The following is a 16,758-nucleotide window of genomic DNA, read 5'->3' as shown; positions in this document are numbered from 1 at the left end:
ATGTCGCATGATCGTCATTCCGAACTCGGCATCCACCCGCTTGGCGAGGGCGAGCCGCAACAGCGCCAGCAGATGATGAGGCGCGCCAAACTGGTGCTGGTCGTGGTCCTGCTGCTGCTGGCTGCGGGGGCCGCGCGCACCTTGGTCAGCCGTGCCGCCAATGCCCGCGCACTGGAGGCTGGCACGGCCGAGCGTGCCAAAGTCTTCGTCAGGGTGGCACCCGCCCGCAGCAGCAGCGAAGGCCAGACGCTGACCTTGCCGGGCAGCCTGCAGGGCTACGTGCAGTCGCCCATCTCGGCGCGCGCCGGAGGCTATCTCAAGCGCTGGACCAAGGATATCGGCGCCGAAGTGAAGAAGGGCGAACTGCTGGCCGAACTGGATACCCCCGAGATCGACCAGCAGCTTTCGCAAGCCCTGGCTGCACGCCAGCAGGCCGCCTCCAGCATGGAACTGGCCAGGAGCTCGATGGTGCGCTGGGAAGCCCTGCGCAAGAAGGACGCCGTCTCGCAGCAGGAACTCGATGAACGCCGCAGCGCCTTCGCCCAGGCCAGTTCCAACCTGGCGGCGGCAGACGCCAATGTCGCGCGCCTGCGCCAGGTGGAGAGTTTCAAGCGTATCGTGGCGCCGTTCTCGGGCATCATCACGCGCCGCAACGTGGACGTGGGCGATCTCATCGATCCGGGTGCCGGGCGGGCGCTCTTCGTGCTGTCGCAGACCGATCCGCTGCGCGTGTACGTGAACGTACCGCAGGCCTACGCCAATCTGGTCAAGCCCGGCCAGCCGGTGACGGTGACCCAGTCCGAATTGCGCGCACGCAAGTTCGAAGGCAAGGTGGCGCGCACCGCCGGTGCCATCGATGCGACCACGCGCTCGATGCAGATCGAGGTCACGCTCGCCAATGCCGACAAGGCGCTGCTACCGGGGGCCTTCGTGCAGGTGGCCCTGCCGTTGAAGCCCAGTGGCACACTGCTGGTGGCGGCCGATACGCTGATGTTCCGGCGTGATGGTTCGCTGGTGGCGGCGGTGGATGGACAGAACAGGGTGCAGCTGAAGAAGGTTCGTCTGGGGCGCAATTTCGGTGCGACCGTGGAAGTGCTGGACGGCTTGAGGGGCGACGAAAAGCTGATCCTCAATCCCCCCGATTCGCTGGCCGAAGGCGATCAGGTTGAACCTGCACCGGTTCAGCCCAAGGACAGGCAGGACAAATCCGCCGACAGGAAGGCTGCCTCATGAACCTGCCGCGCCGCCACAGTCTTGTGCTTGCCTTGGCCAGTGCGTTGCTGCTGGTTGCCTGCGCCAGCGGTCCGGATTACGCGAGGCCGCAGGTGGACATGCCCGCCGCCTGGACCCCGGAAGCCCCGTGGCGCACCATGCAGCCGCAGGATGCTGCCCCGCGTGGCCCGTGGTGGGAACGTTTCAACGATGCGCAGCTGAACGCCCTGCAACAGCAGGCACTGGCCGGCAACCAGACCCTGGCCATTGCTGCGGCCCGACTGGCGCAGGCACGCGCACAGCTGGAGGTGGCCGGGGCGGCGCAAGTGCCGCAGGTCGGCATCAACGCACGGGCCGCGCGCGGGCGCATTTCGGCCAACCGGCCCCTGACCAACTACAACTCGCCCAACTACGCCACCGTACAGAATGATTTCGCACTGGGCCTGAACGTCAGTTATGAGCTGGATTTCTTCGGACGGGCAAGACGTTCGGTGCAGGCGGCCAGTGCCTCGGCCCAGCAATCGGCGGCTGACCTGGAAAACACGCGCCTGTTGCTCACGGCCGAACTGGCCAGCAACTACTTCAACCTGCGCGAGCTGGACATCGAGCTCGACGTCGTCCGGCGCGCCATCGCGCTGCAGCGCAAGGCGCTGGAACTGGCGACCTCCCGCCATGACCTGGGCGCCACCTCGGGACTGGATGTCGCCCAGCAGCAAGCCCTGCTGGACAACACGCTGACCCAGGTGGATCTGCTCGGCCGCCAGCGTGCGCAATACGAACACGCCATCGCCACCCTGATCGGTACCCCAGCGCCGGTGTTCCGCCTGGCGCCCTCGCTGGCACCCGTCGCGCTGCCGGACATTCCCTTGGGCGTGCCCTCGGACGTGCTGGAGCGCCGTCCCGATGTGGCTGCCGCCGAGCGCGCCATGGCCGCGGCCAATGCCCAGATCGGTGTGGCCAGTGCCGCCTTCTATCCCAGCTTCATGCTGCAGCCCGGGTACGGAGTCGACAGCCGCAACTGGGCTACGCTCTTCAATGCGCCCAGCCTGCTGTGGTCGCTCGGGGTGTCGGCCTCGCAAAGCCTGTTCGATGGCGGTCGCCTGCGGGCGGGGGTGGATTTGAGCCAGGCCGGCTACAACGCCGCCGTGGCCAGCTATCGACGTACCGTACTGACGGCCATGCAGGAAGTGGAAGACGGCATTACCGGTATCGCCGCACTGGACCGGGCTTGTCGGCAGGCACAATCGGCCATCGCCAGTGCGCGTCGGGTACTGGAGATTGCCAGCAGCCGCTATGAGGGTGGGGCCACGCCCTATCTGGATGTGATCACCGCGCAACAGGCCTTGCTCAACAGCGAGCGCCAGGCGGCACAGTTGCAGGGGCAACGCCTGCTGGTGTCGGTGTTTCTCATCAAGGCGCTGGGCGGCGACTGGCATGAGCGCCGAGACGGGGCGCCGCTTGTGCAATCGCAAACTTTATCGCCGGCAGAGAAGTAGTGATCTGGTGGCCTGACCAGTTTCGGGGGAGTGGGAGGACATTTCTGACGGTCTTGTCAGCGCCGTGTCACAAGCGCTGCAATTGCCCCGTAAACGCCCGTGTAATCGACGATATGGCCGCTTCCCGACCTGCCTAGAATCGCCAGTGATATTCCCACGAGCAAGAACAACGAGGCAGACATGAACTGGTTCAACAATCTGAAGATTGCCAAGAAGCTCATCCTTTCCTTTGCGGCCGTCATCGTCCTGACGGTCATCCTGGGGATCTTCGCCATCAGCGAGTTGAAGGCGGTCAACCAGGCTTCTACCGACATGGCCACCAACTGGCTGCCTTCGATCAAGGCGGCGCAGTCGATCCAGGCCTCGCTGCCGCGCATGCGCATTTCGGAATTGCAGATGATCACCGCGGTCACGCCCGTCGAACGCGAGGATGCCATCAAGGCCATCCATACGCGACTGGCCATTCTGGCCAAGCAGCGCGCCACCTATGAAGCCCAGTTGTCGGAGCCGGACGAGAAACAGGCGTATGAGAAGTTCTCCCGAAGCTTCGCCGCCTATCTGGAGATCGACAAGAAGCTCGCCGACATTTCCGGTGCCGGCAAGGAAGAAGAAGCCCGCGCGATGTTCAAGGGAGAATCCAACAAGACCTTCCGCAGCATGCTGGAGAACATGGATGAGATCATCAAGATCAACGATGCCGGCAGCACGCGCTCCGACCAGAGCGCCACCGATGTCTTCAGGTCGGCACGTGCGTGGATCTTCGGTTTGCTGGCGGCCATCGTGGTCATCGCCCTTGCCTTGGCCATCGCCGTGGCGCGTGCGGTTTCGCGCCCGCTCAACGAAGCGGTGAGCGTGGCCGAACGGGTGGCGCAGGGTGACCTGACGGTCGATATCCGTTCCGACAGCAAGGATGAAACCGGCATGCTGATGCACTCGCTGCGTGCCATGAATGACAGCCTGCACAAGATCGTCAGTGAAGTGCGTCATGGCACCGATGCCATCACCACGGCTTCGCAGGAAATCGCCACCGGCAACCTCGACTTGTCCTCGCGCACCGAGGAGCAGGCCGGTTCGCTGGAAGAGACCGCCTCTGCCATGGAAGAGCTGACGGCCACCGTCAAGCAGAATGCCGACAATGCCCGCCAGGCCAACCAGCTCGCGGCCTCGGCCTCGGACGTGGCCAGCCAGGGGGGCGAAGTGGTGGGACAGGTGGTACAGACCATGGAAGGCATCACCGAGAGTTCGAATCGCATTGCCGACATCATCACGGTTATCGATGGCATCGCCTTCCAGACCAATATCCTGGCCCTGAATGCGGCCGTGGAAGCGGCGCGGGCCGGCGAGCAGGGCCGCGGCTTTGCGGTGGTGGCCTCGGAAGTGCGTTCGCTGGCACAGCGCTCGGCTTCCGCCGCCAAGGAGATCAAGCAGTTGATCGATGACTCGGTGCAGAAGGTCGGCGCCGGCAGCCAGCTGGTCGAACGTGCAGGCGCGACCATGAGTGAAGTGGTGGCCAGCGTCAAGCGCGTCACCGATGTCGTGGCCGAGATCAGCGCGGCCAGCAACGAGCAGAGTACCGGCATCGAGGAAATCAATCGCGCCATCACCCAGATGGATGAAGTGACCCAGCAGAATGCGGCACTGGTGGAAGAGGCGGCCGCTGCTGCGCAGTCCTTGCAGGATCAGGCTGGTCGCTTGTCGCAGGTGGTGAGCGTGTTCAAGATCCAGCGTTGATGCAGTGCCGGTGGATCTGACAGATCGCTGAACATGATGGTTTTACGTAATCGTTAATTACGTAAAGCCATCGTTCATGAATCCTGATCGAAAGTGACTTTCAGATTGCGTTCAATGAACTGCCGCTGATTCAGCATCGCCAGGCGATGCCGCCCGTTTCAATCCGGCGGCAACGCAAAGCAATACCCGACGCCGTACACCGCCTGAATCGCATTGTGTCCCGGAAAGCAGGGTTCCAGCTTGCGGCGCAGGTTCTTGATATGGGTATCGATGGCCCGATCGGTCACGGAGCGATCATCATCATGCAGATGATTGAGCAGTTGTTCCCGCGAAAAGACCTGTCCCGGTGCCGCCGCAAAGGTCTTGAGCAGCCGCAGCTCCAGCGGCGTCAGGTTGAGCGGTTCGCCACGTACGCTGGCCTGGTGGCGGAGTTCATCGATGACCAGCGGGGCGGCCATCTGCGCTGCCGACCCGACCTGCACCGAACGCTGTACCAGCGCATTGCGCCTGAGCATGGACTTGACCCGGGCCACGATTTCGCGCGGCGAAAACGGCGTCTTGCCGATATAGTCGTCCGCCCCCAGTTCCAGCCCGCGCAAGCGATCGTCTTCCTCTGCGCGCGCAGTGAGCATCAATACCGGTACATCCGAGAAGGTCCGTAGCTGGCGGCAGATCTCCCAGCCATCCATGCCCGGCAACATGATGTCGAGCAGGATCAGGTCCGGGCGCTGCGCGCGCACCGCATCCAGTGCCGCATCCCCGCGTGCTACATGACGCGAGGTGTAGCCGGCCAGTGCCAGGTATTTCTGCAGCAACTCGGCCAGCTTGGGCTCGTCCTCGACGATGAGGATATCGGCGCTGGCGGGGGCGGCAAAGCGGAATTCTTCGGAGCCATCACTCATGCGGCATTCCCTTCATCCTCCAGGCGGGCCGGCAACACGACCGAGATCCGCAGCCCGCCCAGGGGCGAGGCAGTGGCACCGATGGTCCCCTGATGGGCATCGACGATGCGCCGGCAGATCGCCAGGCCCAGCCCGGCCCCGCCGCTGGCGCGGTTGCGCGAAGCCTCGACCCGGAAGAAGCGTTCGAACAGGCGCGCCATCACCTCGGGCGGTACGCCCGGCGCGCTGTCGTCGAAGACCAGATGCCAGTGCTGTTGCTGCAGTTGGGCATGCACTTGCAGGTGACCTCCGCTGTCGGTGTAACGCAGGCTGTTCTCGAAGAGATTGTTGAGCAACTGCTGCAGGCGTGCCGCGTCGGCGTGCACGGGCATGGTAGCGGGCAGGCTGCAGGTCAGCGTCATGCCGCACTGGCTGAAGCGTTCGGCATAGACGGCTGCGCTCTCGCGCAGCAAGGGTACCAGGTCGATGTCGCTGCGACGATAGGTGAGCGCACCGGCATCGGCCAGGGAGAGATCATAAAGGTCCCCTACCAGTTTGTTCAGATGCGCCACCTCGCTCTTGAGGGAGTGCAGCGTCTGCGCATCGGGTTGCAGCACGCCATCTTCCAGCGCCTCCAGCTGGCCGTTGAGAATGCCCAGGGGAGTGCGCAATTCATGCGAGACATCGGCCATGAATTCGCGCCGCAGTTTTTCATTGCGCTCCAGGGTCATGGCCAGCCGGTTGAAGTCCTGCGCCAGCATCCCGACTTCATCACCCGATTCCACCTCCACCCGGATCGCATAATCGCCACCGGCCAGCCGGTGCGTGGCCCGCGCCACGCGCGTGAGCGGGCGCGTGAGCACGCCCGAGATGCGCACCACCAGGAAGGCCGCCAGCATCACCGCCACCACGGCAATGATGAGCTGGGCCAGGAACTGGCTTTGCTGGAAGCGCAGGTCGAGGGCACCGATCACGCTTTCAAAGGGCGTCTGCGCCACCCAGCCGACGATCACGTCATCCTGGAGCAGGGGCCGCAGGCGCGCATCGGGACCGACCTTGGGATAGCCGATCACCAGTTGTCGTCGGGCATCCAGCAAGGAAAAGCGCAGCGTCGCGCCGGTCAGGTCGGAGGCCGTCATGGGTGGCCCCGGCGTGGTGACCACCCCATTGTGTTCGACGATGGCCGGCTTCATCAGCTCGAACCAGACGCGCGGCTTGCCGCGAATGAAGTCCCAGTTGCCATGTTCGCGATAGGCCTGCTCCAGGCGCGGCACCATGTCTTCCATGCGCTGCTGGGCCTGCTCGTTGAGATAACCGAGGAAGTCGCGGTTGAAGATGTAATGCCCGGCACCATTGATGGCCGCGATCACCACCACGATCAGCGCCAGCATCGCATAGAAGAGTTTCAGGCGGATGTTGGCGCGATAGAAGAGGCGGTCGGTCAGCTCGACAATCGAGTGGGCGATGGACATGGGGATGCAGCAGGCGGTCGGTGGAATCAGGCCAGAGCTTATCAAGAACCCGGCGTCCGGTGGCGCACAAGTTGCCGCTGCACCCCGTCCTGTTGCAGGACGGACATACCGCCGCGCCTGCTCATTTTTCCCTCACATTTGTTGTCCACAATCGCAGGTCCGATAGCTCATTGCGCCCGGAACCCGCGCCCATGGCGGACCGCGGACGGGCAGAAAGCCTCCCGATCATGCACGACACTGCAACACTCCCGCGCCGCCAGGGGCGCCGCTCTTCCACCGCAGCCCGTCTGGCGCTGTCTCTGATGCTGGTGGCCGTCCTCGGCGCCTGCTCGCGCTCCGGCGACCAGCCCAAGCCCGCCGCCCAGTCCGAAGTCGGCTACGTGGTCGTCAAGGCCCAGCGCCAGGCACTGACCACCGAGTTGCCGGGCCGTACCACGGCCTACCTGACGGCCGACATCCGTCCGCAGGTCGGCGGCATCATCCAGAAACGCCTGTTCAAGGAAGGCAGCAAGGTCAAGGCCGGCCAGCCGCTCTACCAGATCGATCCGGCCAGCTATCAGGCTGCCTATGACAGCGCCAAGGCTTCCCTGCTCAAGGCGCAGGCAACGCTGGCCTCATCGAAGCTGAAGGCCGATCGTTATGCCGAACTGAACAAGATCGATGCCGTCTCCAAGCAGGACAACGACGACGCCCAGAGCACCCTGCGCCAGAACCAGGCCGATGTGGAAGTGCAGAAGGCCGCCGTGCAGACCGCCGCCATCAACCTGCAATACACCAGAATCCTCTCGCCCATCTCCGGCCGCATCGAGCAATCCAGCGTCACTCCCGGTGCTCTGGTGACGGCCAGCCAGACCACGGCACTGACGACGGTGCAGCAGATAGACCCGATCTATGTCGATGTGACGCAATCCACCGTGGATCTGCTGCGCCTGCGGCGCGAACTGGCCAGCGGTCAGATCAGGAAGAGCGGTGACAATGCCGCCCAGGTCAAGATCCTGCTGGAAGACGGCACCACCTATGAGCGCACCGGCAAGCTCGAATTCACCGGCCTCTCGGTCGATACAGGCACCGGCATGATCACCTTGCGCGCGGTGGTCCCCAATCCGGACGGCGTGCTGCTGCCGGGTGCTTACGTGCGTGCCGTGCTGGAAGAAGGTGTGGATGAACACGCACTGCTGGTGCCGCAGAAGGCGGTCAGTCGCGACCAGACCGGTGCTGCGACCGCGCTGGTGCTGGGTGCCGACGGCAAGGTACAGCAGCGCCTGGTGACCGTGGCGCGTGCGGTGGGCAACAACTGGTGGATCAGCAAGGGTCTCAAGGAGGGCGACAAGCTCATCGTTGACGGATTGCAGAAGGTGCGTACCGGTGATACGCCACGTGCCATCGACATCACCGACAGTCTGCAGAAGGATCTGGCCCGTGAAGCCGCCGCTGCCGCTGCCGATCCGTCGCTGGGCGGGGACGCCGACCGGGCAGCCGGTGCGACTGCTGCCCCGGCCACTGCCGCCACCGGCACCCGGTCGAAGTAAGCGAGGCACACATGGCACGTTTCTTTATCGACCGGCCCATCTTTGCGTGGGTCATCGCCATCATCATCATGCTGGGGGGCATGATGGCTATCCGCTCGCTGTCGCTGGAGCAGTATCCCGACATTGCCCCGCCGAAGGTCAACATCAAGGCCACCTATACCGGTGCCTCGGCCAAGACCCTGGAAGATTCGGTGACCCAGGTCATCGAGCAGCAGATGAAGGGGCTGGACAACCTGCAATACATGTCGGCCAGCTCCAGCTCGGCCGGTAGCGCCACCGTCTCGCTGACCTTTACCGCCGGTACCAATCCCGACGTGGCGCAGATGCAGGTGCAGAACAAGCTGCAGCAGGTCACGGCGCGCCTGCCGCAGGCGGTGCAGAACAATGGCGTGACGGTGACCAAGGCCTCGACCGACATCCTCATGGTGCTGTCGCTGACCTCGGATGATCCGCGCATCACCAGCATCGACATCGGTGACTTCATCAGCAGTACGCTGACCGACCAGATCAGCCGCGTGGAGGGCGTGGGCGACGTGACCGCCTTCGGCACCAACTATGCGATGCGCATCTGGATCGATCCGGCCAAGTTGCAGAAATATGCGCTGATGCCCTCCGACATCACCAGCGCGCTGGAAGCGCAGAACACCGAGGTATCGGCCGGCGAGATCGGTGCGCTGCCGGCGCAACCGGGCCAGCAGATCAACGCCACCATCACGGCGCGCAGCAAGCTGACCACGCCGGATGAATTCCGCAACATCATCGTCAAGTCCTCTTCCGATGGTTCGGTGGTGAAGCTTGCTGATGTCGCGCGGGTGGAGCTGGGCGGCGAGAGCTACCAGGTTGCTTCGCAGCAGAACGGCAAGCCGTCCTCGGCGCTGGCGATCCAGCTGGCCACCGGCGCCAACGCGCTGGCCACGGCGGACGCGGTCAAGAAGAAGATGGCCGAGCTGGAGCCGTACTTCCCGGCCTCGATGAAACTCAAGAGCAACATCGCCTATGACACCACGCCCTTCGTGCGCGTGTCGCTGGAAGAAGTGGTCAAGACCCTGATCGAAGCCATCGTGCTGGTGGTGCTGATCATGTACCTGTTCCTGCAGAACATCCGCGCCACCTTCATTCCGGCCATCACGGTGCCGGTGGTGCTGCTGGGGACCTTCGGCATCCTGGCCATGTTCGGTTATTCGATCAATACGCTGACCATGTTCGGGATGGTGCTGGCCATCGGCTTGCTGGTGGACGACGCCATCGTGGTAGTGGAAAACGTCGAGCGCCTGATGAGCGAGGAGAAGCTCAGTCCCAAGGAAGCCACGCGCAAGTCCATGCGGGAAATCACCGGTGCGCTGGTCGGTATCGCCATGGTGCTCTCGGCCGTGTTCATCCCGATGGCCTTCTTCGGTGGATCGACCGGGGTGATCTATCGCCAGTTCTCCATCACCATCGTCTCGGCCATGGCCTTGTCGGTGATGGTGGCGCTCACGCTCACACCGGCCCTGTGCGCCACCTTGCTCAAGCCGCATGCAGGCGGTCATGTGCAGCAGGGTAAATTCTTTACCTGGTTCAATCGTACCTTTGACCGCAGTGCCACGCGCTATCAAGGTGGTGTGGGCGGCCTGCTCAAGCGCGGCAAACGCGGCCTGTTGATGTATGCCCTGATCGCCGTGGCGATGGCGGTGCTGTTCATGCGCCTGCCCACCTCCTTCCTGCCGGAAGAAGACCAGGGCGTGCTGATGGCGCAGATCCAGTTGCCTACCGGCGCCACGGCCGAACAGACCGCTACCGTGGTCAAGACGGTGCAGCAATACTTCATGAACAAGCCCGAATCCGTTGATTCGGTGCTGGCCATCGTCGGTGCGGGCGTGGGTGGCAACAGCCAGAACGGGGCACGCGCCTTCATCCGCCTCAAGGCTTGGGACCAGCGTACCGGTGCCGGGCAGTCGGCCGCCGAGCTGGTACGCCGGGCCAATGCCGACCTCTCCAAGATTCGCGGTGCCCGCGTGTTCCTGATGAACCCGCCGGCGGTGCGCGGCCTGGGCCAGAGTTCGGGCTTCGATCTGGAATTGAAGGATGTCGGTGGCGTCGGCCACGATGCCTTGCTCAAGGCGCGCGACCAGTTCCTGCAACTGGCGCGCAGCAATGCGCTGCTGGCCAACGTGCGTACCACCGGCCTGGATGATACGCCCCAGTTGCGCGTGGCCATCGATGACCGCAAGGCCGATGCCTTGTCGATTTCGACCTCCGACATCAACTCGACCCTCGCCACGGCCATGGGCGGTACCTACGTCAATGACTTCCTCAGCAATGGCCGCGTCAAGAAGGTCTATGTGCAGGGCGATGCCGCCTTCCGCATGCAGGCCGAAGACCTGAACCGCTGGTATGTGCGCAATTCGGCCAGCCAGATGGTGCCGTTCTCGGCCTTCATGAGCAGCAAGTGGACTTACGGTCCTTCCCTGCTGGAGCGCTACAACGGCGTGTCTTCCTTCGAGATCGTGGGTGAACCGGCAGCCGGCGTGAGCTCGGGCAGCGCCATGGCCGAAGTGGAGAAGCTGGTGGCGCAACTGCCGGCGGGCATCGGCTTCGAGTGGACCGGTTCGTCCTACCAGGAGCGGCTCTCGGGCAACCAGGCACCGATGTTGTATGCGATTTCCATCCTCTTCGTGTTCCTGTGCCTGGCCGCTTTGTACGAGAGCTGGTCGGTGCCCTTCGCGGTGATTCTTGCGGTGCCGCTGGGTATCGTCGGGACCGTGCTGCTCACGGGCATGTTCGGGATGTCCAATGACGTGTATTTCCAGGTGGGGCTGTTGACCACCGTGGGCCTGTCGGCCAAGAACGCAATCCTGATCGTGGAATTTGCCAAGCAACTGCATGAGTCCGGCAAGAGCCTGCGGGAGGCCACCCTGGAGGCGGTGCAGCTGCGCCTGCGTCCGATCCTGATGACTTCACTGGCCTTCATGTTCGGCGTGCTGCCTCTGGCCGTGGCCAGTGGCGCCGGATCGGCCAGCCGCCGCGCCATCGGCACCGGCGTGCTGGGCGGCATGCTCTCCGCGACTCTGCTGGGCATCTTCTTCGTGCCCTTGTTCTACTACCTGATCGGCACCTGGCTGGACCGCCGCGCGGCCAACAAGCCGCCCAAGGATGACGATCACGCCATACAAAAGGAGGGCGTGTGATGACCCAGCCCATACAACAGAGCTCGATCCTGTGGACCCGTACGGCCATGGTGCTGGCGCTCACGACAGCGCTGGCGGGTTGCGCCAATCTCGCGCCCGACTACGCCCGGCCGTCGGCACCGGTGCCGGCCAGCTGGGCCCGGCCGGTCGATGGCAAGCCCGTCGGCACCCGTGCTGCCAAGGCCGCTGATGCAATCGATGCCGACCAGCTCGGCTGGCGTGAGTTCTTCCTCGATCCGCGCCTGCAGCAGGTGATCGCGGCCGCGCTGGAGAACAACCGCGACCTGCGCGTGGCCGCGCTCAATATCGAGAAGGCCCGGGCGCAATATCGCATCACCGATGCCGACCGCTATCCGGCCATTTCAGTCACCGGAACCAGCAGCGCCAGTCGCACGCCGGCGGAGTTGTCCACCAGTGGCCGCGCCACGGTATCAAGACAGCAGAGCGTGACGGTGGGCGTGAGCGCCTATGAACTGGATTTCTTCGGTCGTCTCAAGAATCTGTCGGATGCTGCCCTGGAAACCTATCAGTATCAGGTGGAGACCCGTCGCAGCACCCACATCAGTCTGGTGGCCGAAGTGGCCACGGCCTGGCTCACGCTGGCCTCGGACCGCGAGCTCTTGACACTGGCTCAGGACACCTATGCCAGCCAGTCACGTACCTATGCACTGAGCCAGCGCAGCCATGACATCGGCACCGTCTCCGGCGTCGATCTGGCCAGCCAGGAGGCCACGGTGCAAGCGGCGCGTGCGGATGTGGCCAGCTACACCAGCCAGGTCGCACAGGACATCAATGCCCTGCGCCTGCTGGTGGGCGCTGATGTCGATGCGGCGCTGTTGCCCACGGCGTTGCCCGAGACGGCCAGCGTGTTGCCGGCCACACCGGCGGACCTGCCTTCGCAGGTGCTGTTGCGACGGCCCGACGTGCTGGCGGCCGAACACACTCTCAAGTCCGCCAATGCCGACATCGGTGCGGCGCGTGCGGCCTTCTTCCCCAGCATCTCGCTGACCGCCGACGGCGGAACCGCCAGTCGTACCCTGGGCGGCTTGTTCAAGGCGGGCAGTGGCAGCTGGAGTTTCGTACCGTCGATCAACCTGCCCATCTTCAATGCCGGCAGCCTGCGTGCCAGCCTGGACTCGGCCAAGATCACACGTGACATCGACGTGGCCAGTTATGAGAAGACCATCCAGACTGCCTTCCGCGAAGTGGCCGATGCCCTGGCCGTGCGCGCCACGCTGGATCAGCGACTGGATGCACAGGGCAAGGCCACGGCGGCCAGCGAGAAGGCTTTCCGTCTGTCCGAGGCGCGCTACAAGAACGGTATCGACAGCTATCTCACCACCCTGGTGGCGCAGCGCACGCTGTACTCGGCACAGCAGACGCTGATCTCCCTGCGGCTGACCGAGCAGAGCAATCGCATCACGCTCTACAAGGTGCTGGGCGGTGGCTGGAACGAAGACACTGCCCGGCCAACTGCCCGCCCGCAGGGCACCGCATCGTCATCACCGGACCGCTCTTAGGCGCAGGACGCGGACATCGCGATCTGCTCCAGGCGCTGTGGTGCAGTCCTGCGCGGCTGCGGCAGGTCGGAAAGATGGCAGAAGATGGGTAAATTTTGAAGGTAAATCCGGGGGAAATGGCGGGTGATCCAAGTTGGCCCTGGCTGCGTCAACACCCCCGCTTCTGCCGTCCACCTGCCCCCAAATACGGTTGACAAGCCGAAGCTCGCCGGGAATAATCCGCCAAGTGATACGACGACGTACAAGATGAGTCGGCCACACGCCCGGTACCGGGTGTGCGTGCATCACGGCCCTTGAATACAGCACCCGACCGACAACTACAACGATGAGCAACCATCAGGAGACCGCCCGCATGAGCGCAGAGACTGAACGCGATGCGTGGCAGAGCGCCCGATTTTCCCGCCTCTTGCTGACCGGCGCCGCCGGTGGCGTGGGACGGCAATTGCGGCCGCGCCTGGCGTCTTTCGCCGAGCGTGTGCGGGTAGCCGATCTGGCTGCGGCCATGCAGGGCGTGACGCCGGCAGGGGCGCATGAAGAGGTGCTGGGTTGCGACCTGGCCGACCGTGCGGCGGTCGATGCCATGGTGGCCGGCTGTGAGGCCATCATCCATCTGGGTGGCGTCTCGGTGGAGCGTCCTTTCGAGGAGATCCTGGAAGCCAACATCAAGGGTGTCTTCCACATCTACGAAGCCGCGCGCCGTCATGGCGTCAAGCGCGTCATCTTCGCCAGCTCCAATCACGTCACCGGTTTTTATCGTCAGGATGAGCGCATCGATGCGCATGATCTCAAGCGTCCCGATGGCTACTACGGCTTGTCCAAGTCCTATGGCGAAGACATGGCGCAGTTCTATTTCGACCGCTATGGCGTGGAAACGGTGAGCATCCGCATCGGCTCGATCTTCCCGGAAGCGACCAATCGCCGCATGCTGGCCAGCTGGATGAGCATGGACGACTTCGAGCAACTGCTGCGGCGCGCGCTGTTCATTGCGGGTGTGGGTCACACCATCGTCTACGGCATGTCGGCCAACGCCAAGACCTGGTGGGACAACCGTCATGCCGCGCACCTGGGCTATGCGCCCAAGGACAGTTCGGAGATCTTCCGCGCCAAGGTGGAAGCGCAACCGCAACCGGCTGCGGATGATCCCGTCGCGACCCTGCAAGGCGGCGCCTTCACGGCGGCGGGACCCTTTGATCCATTGGCGGACTAACTCAAATTTCCCACAGCGTTTTCGTTTCACCCGAGCAGTCACCTCGCATTTCGTCGTACTCCGCCGCGGCAGGACCTCTCCTGTCGCGCGGCATGGCAGCACCGCACGCAACCGCTTGACCTGAATCGCAGCAAGGCAGCACCCGGAACACCGGGCCGCTCGCACGCAGCAGGATCGCGCCCGCGCCGCACCGATGTCCGGTTTCCTGAAACCTTGATGGACCCGGCAGCCCATGAACTTCTCTCTCGACTTCACTCCGCTGGCGCCCTACTGGCCCGTGTTCCTGCACGGCGCCTGGCTGACGCTGAAGATGACCACGCTGGCGATCATCGTCGGCGTCGCCATCGGCATCTTCGTTGCCTTCGCCAAGAACAGTCCCAATCGCCTGTTGGCCCGCACCTGTAGTGCCTATATCGAGGTGGTGCGCAATACGCCCTTCCTGGTGCAGATCTTCCTGCTGTATTTCGGTCTGGCCAGTCTGGGTATCCGCATGCCGACCTTCGCGGCGGCGGTGCTGGCGATGATCATCAACATCGCCGCCTATGCCGCCGAGATCATCCGCGCCGGTATCGATTCGGTGCCGCGCGGGCAGATCGAGGCCGCCCAGTGCCTGGGCCTGTCGGTCTGGCGCATCCGCTGGCACGTGATGCTGCAACCGGCCATCGAGCGCGTCTATCCGGCGCTGACCAGCCAGTTTCTGCTGATGATGCAGGCCTCGGCGATGGCCTCGCAGATCTCCGCCGAAGAGTTGACCGCCATTGCCAATACCGTGCAGTCCGATACCTTCCGTTCGCTGGAGACCTATATCGTGGTCGCCGCCCTGTACCTGGTGCTGGCGGTACTGGTCAAGCTGGTGGCTTATTCCATTGGTGAAACTATCTTCAAGCGCCGCCGCACCTTGCGCCGTGCTGCTGCGCTGGGCCGGCGCAGTCCGGTGTCGCGACTGCCTGCGACGGATCCTGCGGGGATGGCACCCCTGGCCCATGTGCCTTATGTGCATGGCGTATCGCGACCGGTGGCGGTCAATACGAGCGCCTCGCTGCGCATCGAAGGGAGCACATCATGATGGGCAACTTCAGCTGGACCTACTTCTTCTTCATGGTGCAGTCCATCGGCTGGACGCTGGTGCTCTCTGCGCTGGCTTTCGTGCTGGGCGGTCTCGGCGGGTTCCTGGTGATGCTGGCGCGCATCTCGCCGCGCGCCTGGTTGCGGCGGCCCGCCATCCTCTTCATCGAGTGCATACAGGGCATCCCCTTGCTGATCCTGCTCTTCATCGTCTATTTCGGTCTGTCGGTGTATGGGCTGGTGCTGCCGGCGCTGGTGGCGGCCGGGCTGGCGATGATGATCTATACCAGCGCCTACCTGGGCGACATCTGGCGCGGCTGCGTGGAGGCCATGCCGCGTCCGCAGTGGGAGGCCTCCGAATGTCTGTCGCTGACCCGCTGGCAGACGCTGCGCCTGGTCATCATCCCGCAGGCCACGCGATTGTCACTGCCGCCCACCATCGGCTTTCTGGTGCAACTGATCAAGATGACCTCGCTGGCCTCCGTCATCGGATTCGTCGAACTGACGCGGGCCGGGCAGATCATCAACAACTCCATCTTCCAACCCTTCCTGGTGTTCCTGCTGGTGGGCACCTTCTATTTCCTGCTCTGCTATCCCTTGTCGCGGTGGAGCGCATCCATGGAGAGAAAGCTCAATGTCAGCCATCGCTAAATCCGAATCCGTGCCGCATCTGCGGCCCGTTGCATCGGCGCAGGAGCCGCAGCCCGTCATCGTCCGGCTGGACCAGGTCTACAAGAGCTTTGGTGACAATCAGGTCTTGAAGGGCGTGTCCTTCGAGGTGGCGCGCGGCGAGATGATTGCCATCATCGGTGCCTCCGGCTCCGGCAAGTCCACCGCGCTGCGCTGCATCGACCGCCTGGAGACCATCGATTCCGGCAGCATCGAGGTGGCGGGCATCCGCGTCGATGATCCGCAGGTCGACCTGCACAAGCTGCGGCGCGAAGTGGGCATCGTCTTCCAGAGCTACAACCTGTTCCCGCATCTGAACGTGCTGGAGAACGTCATGCTGGCCCTGCGCCACGTCAAGCAGCAGGACAAGGCCGAAGCGCGCCGCGTGGCCCTGGCCGCGCTGGCGCAGGTCGGGCTCGATGAGAAGGCCGGCGCGTATCCGGAACAGCTTTCAGGCGGCCAGCAGCAGCGCGTGGCCATCGCGCGGTCGCTGGCGATGTCGCCCAAGGTGATGCTGTTCGATGAAGTGACCTCGGCCCTGGATCCGCAACTGACCGGTGAAGTGCTGCGCGTGATGGAAGATCTGGCCGCCAATGGCATGACCATGTTGCTGGTGACCCACGAGATGAACTTCGCCAAGCGCGTGGCTGATCGCATCATCTACATGCACCAGGGGCGGGTCTGGGAAGTCGGTCCCGGCGACATGCTGGACCACCCGCACACCCCCGAATTACAGGCTTTTCTGGCCGCCGACCTGTAGCGCAAACGCTGTTCCCTGTACGACCTGTTCATAAAATAACGGAGACAAG

Annotated in this window: 12 protein-coding genes; 10 read left to right on the top strand and 2 right to left on the bottom strand. The window is 63.9% G+C overall.

Annotated elements, in window-relative coordinates:
* From ACODSZ_RS05810 to ACODSZ_RS05800, 3 genes are all read left to right on the top strand, one after another.
* Window positions 1-1,233, top strand: coding sequence for an efflux RND transporter periplasmic adaptor subunit (locus ACODSZ_RS05810; protein WP_488927227.1), 1,233 nt, complete (start codon window positions 1-3; stop codon window positions 1,231-1,233).
* A complete protein-coding gene (locus ACODSZ_RS05805; protein WP_488927226.1) occupies window positions 1,230-2,708 on the top strand; it encodes an efflux transporter outer membrane subunit in 1,479 nt (492 codons plus the stop codon). The genes ACODSZ_RS05810 and ACODSZ_RS05805 overlap by 4 nt, the downstream gene beginning before the upstream one ends.
* A 180-nt stretch (window positions 2,709-2,888) precedes the next feature.
* Window positions 2,889-4,439, top strand: a complete 1,551-nt coding sequence (locus ACODSZ_RS05800) for a methyl-accepting chemotaxis protein (RefSeq protein ID WP_175343750.1) — start codon at window positions 2,889-2,891, stop codon at window positions 4,437-4,439.
* A 158-nt stretch (window positions 4,440-4,597) separates the two neighbouring features.
* On the opposite strand, the gene ACODSZ_RS05795 is transcribed toward ACODSZ_RS05800, so the two are convergent.
* Together ACODSZ_RS05795 and ACODSZ_RS05790 are read right to left on the bottom strand one after the other, a co-directional pair.
* The gene (locus tag ACODSZ_RS05795) at window positions 4,598-5,341 is read right to left on the bottom strand and encodes a response regulator (RefSeq protein ID WP_175343749.1); all 744 of its coding nucleotides are present in this window, start codon (window positions 5,339-5,341) and stop codon (window positions 4,598-4,600) included.
* Window positions 5,338-6,792 (bottom strand): ATP-binding protein, encoded by a 1,455-nt coding sequence (locus ACODSZ_RS05790; protein WP_488927225.1) that lies wholly within the window; start codon window positions 6,790-6,792, stop codon window positions 5,338-5,340. The genes ACODSZ_RS05795 and ACODSZ_RS05790 overlap by 4 nt, the downstream gene beginning before the upstream one ends.
* A 227-nt stretch (window positions 6,793-7,019) precedes the next feature.
* Here ACODSZ_RS05790 and ACODSZ_RS05785 point away from each other — a divergent pair, with 227 nt between their 5' ends.
* From ACODSZ_RS05785 to ACODSZ_RS05755, 7 genes are all read left to right on the top strand, one after another.
* Window positions 7,020-8,321, top strand: a complete 1,302-nt coding sequence (locus ACODSZ_RS05785) for an efflux RND transporter periplasmic adaptor subunit (protein ID WP_488927224.1) — start codon at window positions 7,020-7,022, stop codon at window positions 8,319-8,321.
* Between the two features lie 11 nt (window positions 8,322-8,332).
* Window positions 8,333-11,488 carry an efflux RND transporter permease subunit gene (locus ACODSZ_RS05780; protein WP_488927223.1) on the top strand — a complete coding sequence of 1,052 codons (3,156 nt, stop codon included), beginning with the start codon at window positions 8,333-8,335 and terminating at the stop codon, window positions 11,486-11,488.
* Window positions 11,488-13,008, top strand: a complete 1,521-nt coding sequence (locus tag ACODSZ_RS05775) for an efflux transporter outer membrane subunit (RefSeq protein WP_488927222.1) — start codon at window positions 11,488-11,490, stop codon at window positions 13,006-13,008. The genes ACODSZ_RS05780 and ACODSZ_RS05775 overlap by 1 nt, the downstream gene beginning before the upstream one ends.
* Before the next feature lie 352 nt (window positions 13,009-13,360).
* Window positions 13,361-14,215, top strand: a complete 855-nt coding sequence (locus ACODSZ_RS05770) for an NAD-dependent epimerase/dehydratase family protein (RefSeq protein ID WP_175343746.1) — start codon at window positions 13,361-13,363, stop codon at window positions 14,213-14,215.
* A gap of 232 nt (window positions 14,216-14,447) precedes the next feature.
* The gene (locus tag ACODSZ_RS05765; RefSeq protein ID WP_175343745.1) at window positions 14,448-15,281 is read left to right on the top strand and encodes an amino acid ABC transporter permease; all 834 of its coding nucleotides are present in this window, start codon (window positions 14,448-14,450) and stop codon (window positions 15,279-15,281) included.
* Window positions 15,278-15,931: an amino acid ABC transporter permease gene (locus ACODSZ_RS05760; RefSeq protein WP_008333453.1), complete on the top strand. Its 654-nt coding sequence runs from the start codon at window positions 15,278-15,280 to the stop codon at window positions 15,929-15,931. The genes ACODSZ_RS05765 and ACODSZ_RS05760 overlap by 4 nt, the downstream gene beginning before the upstream one ends.
* The gene (locus ACODSZ_RS05755) at window positions 15,915-16,709 is read left to right on the top strand and encodes an amino acid ABC transporter ATP-binding protein (protein ID WP_175343744.1); all 795 of its coding nucleotides are present in this window, start codon (window positions 15,915-15,917) and stop codon (window positions 16,707-16,709) included. Before ACODSZ_RS05760 ends, ACODSZ_RS05755 begins: the two co-directional genes overlap by 17 nt.
* Window positions 16,710-16,758 lie beyond the last annotated feature (49 nt).

The sequence above is a fragment of the Herbaspirillum sp. FG34 genome, assembly GCF_057809315.1.
This window is presented reverse-complemented; position numbering and strand designations above follow the sequence as displayed.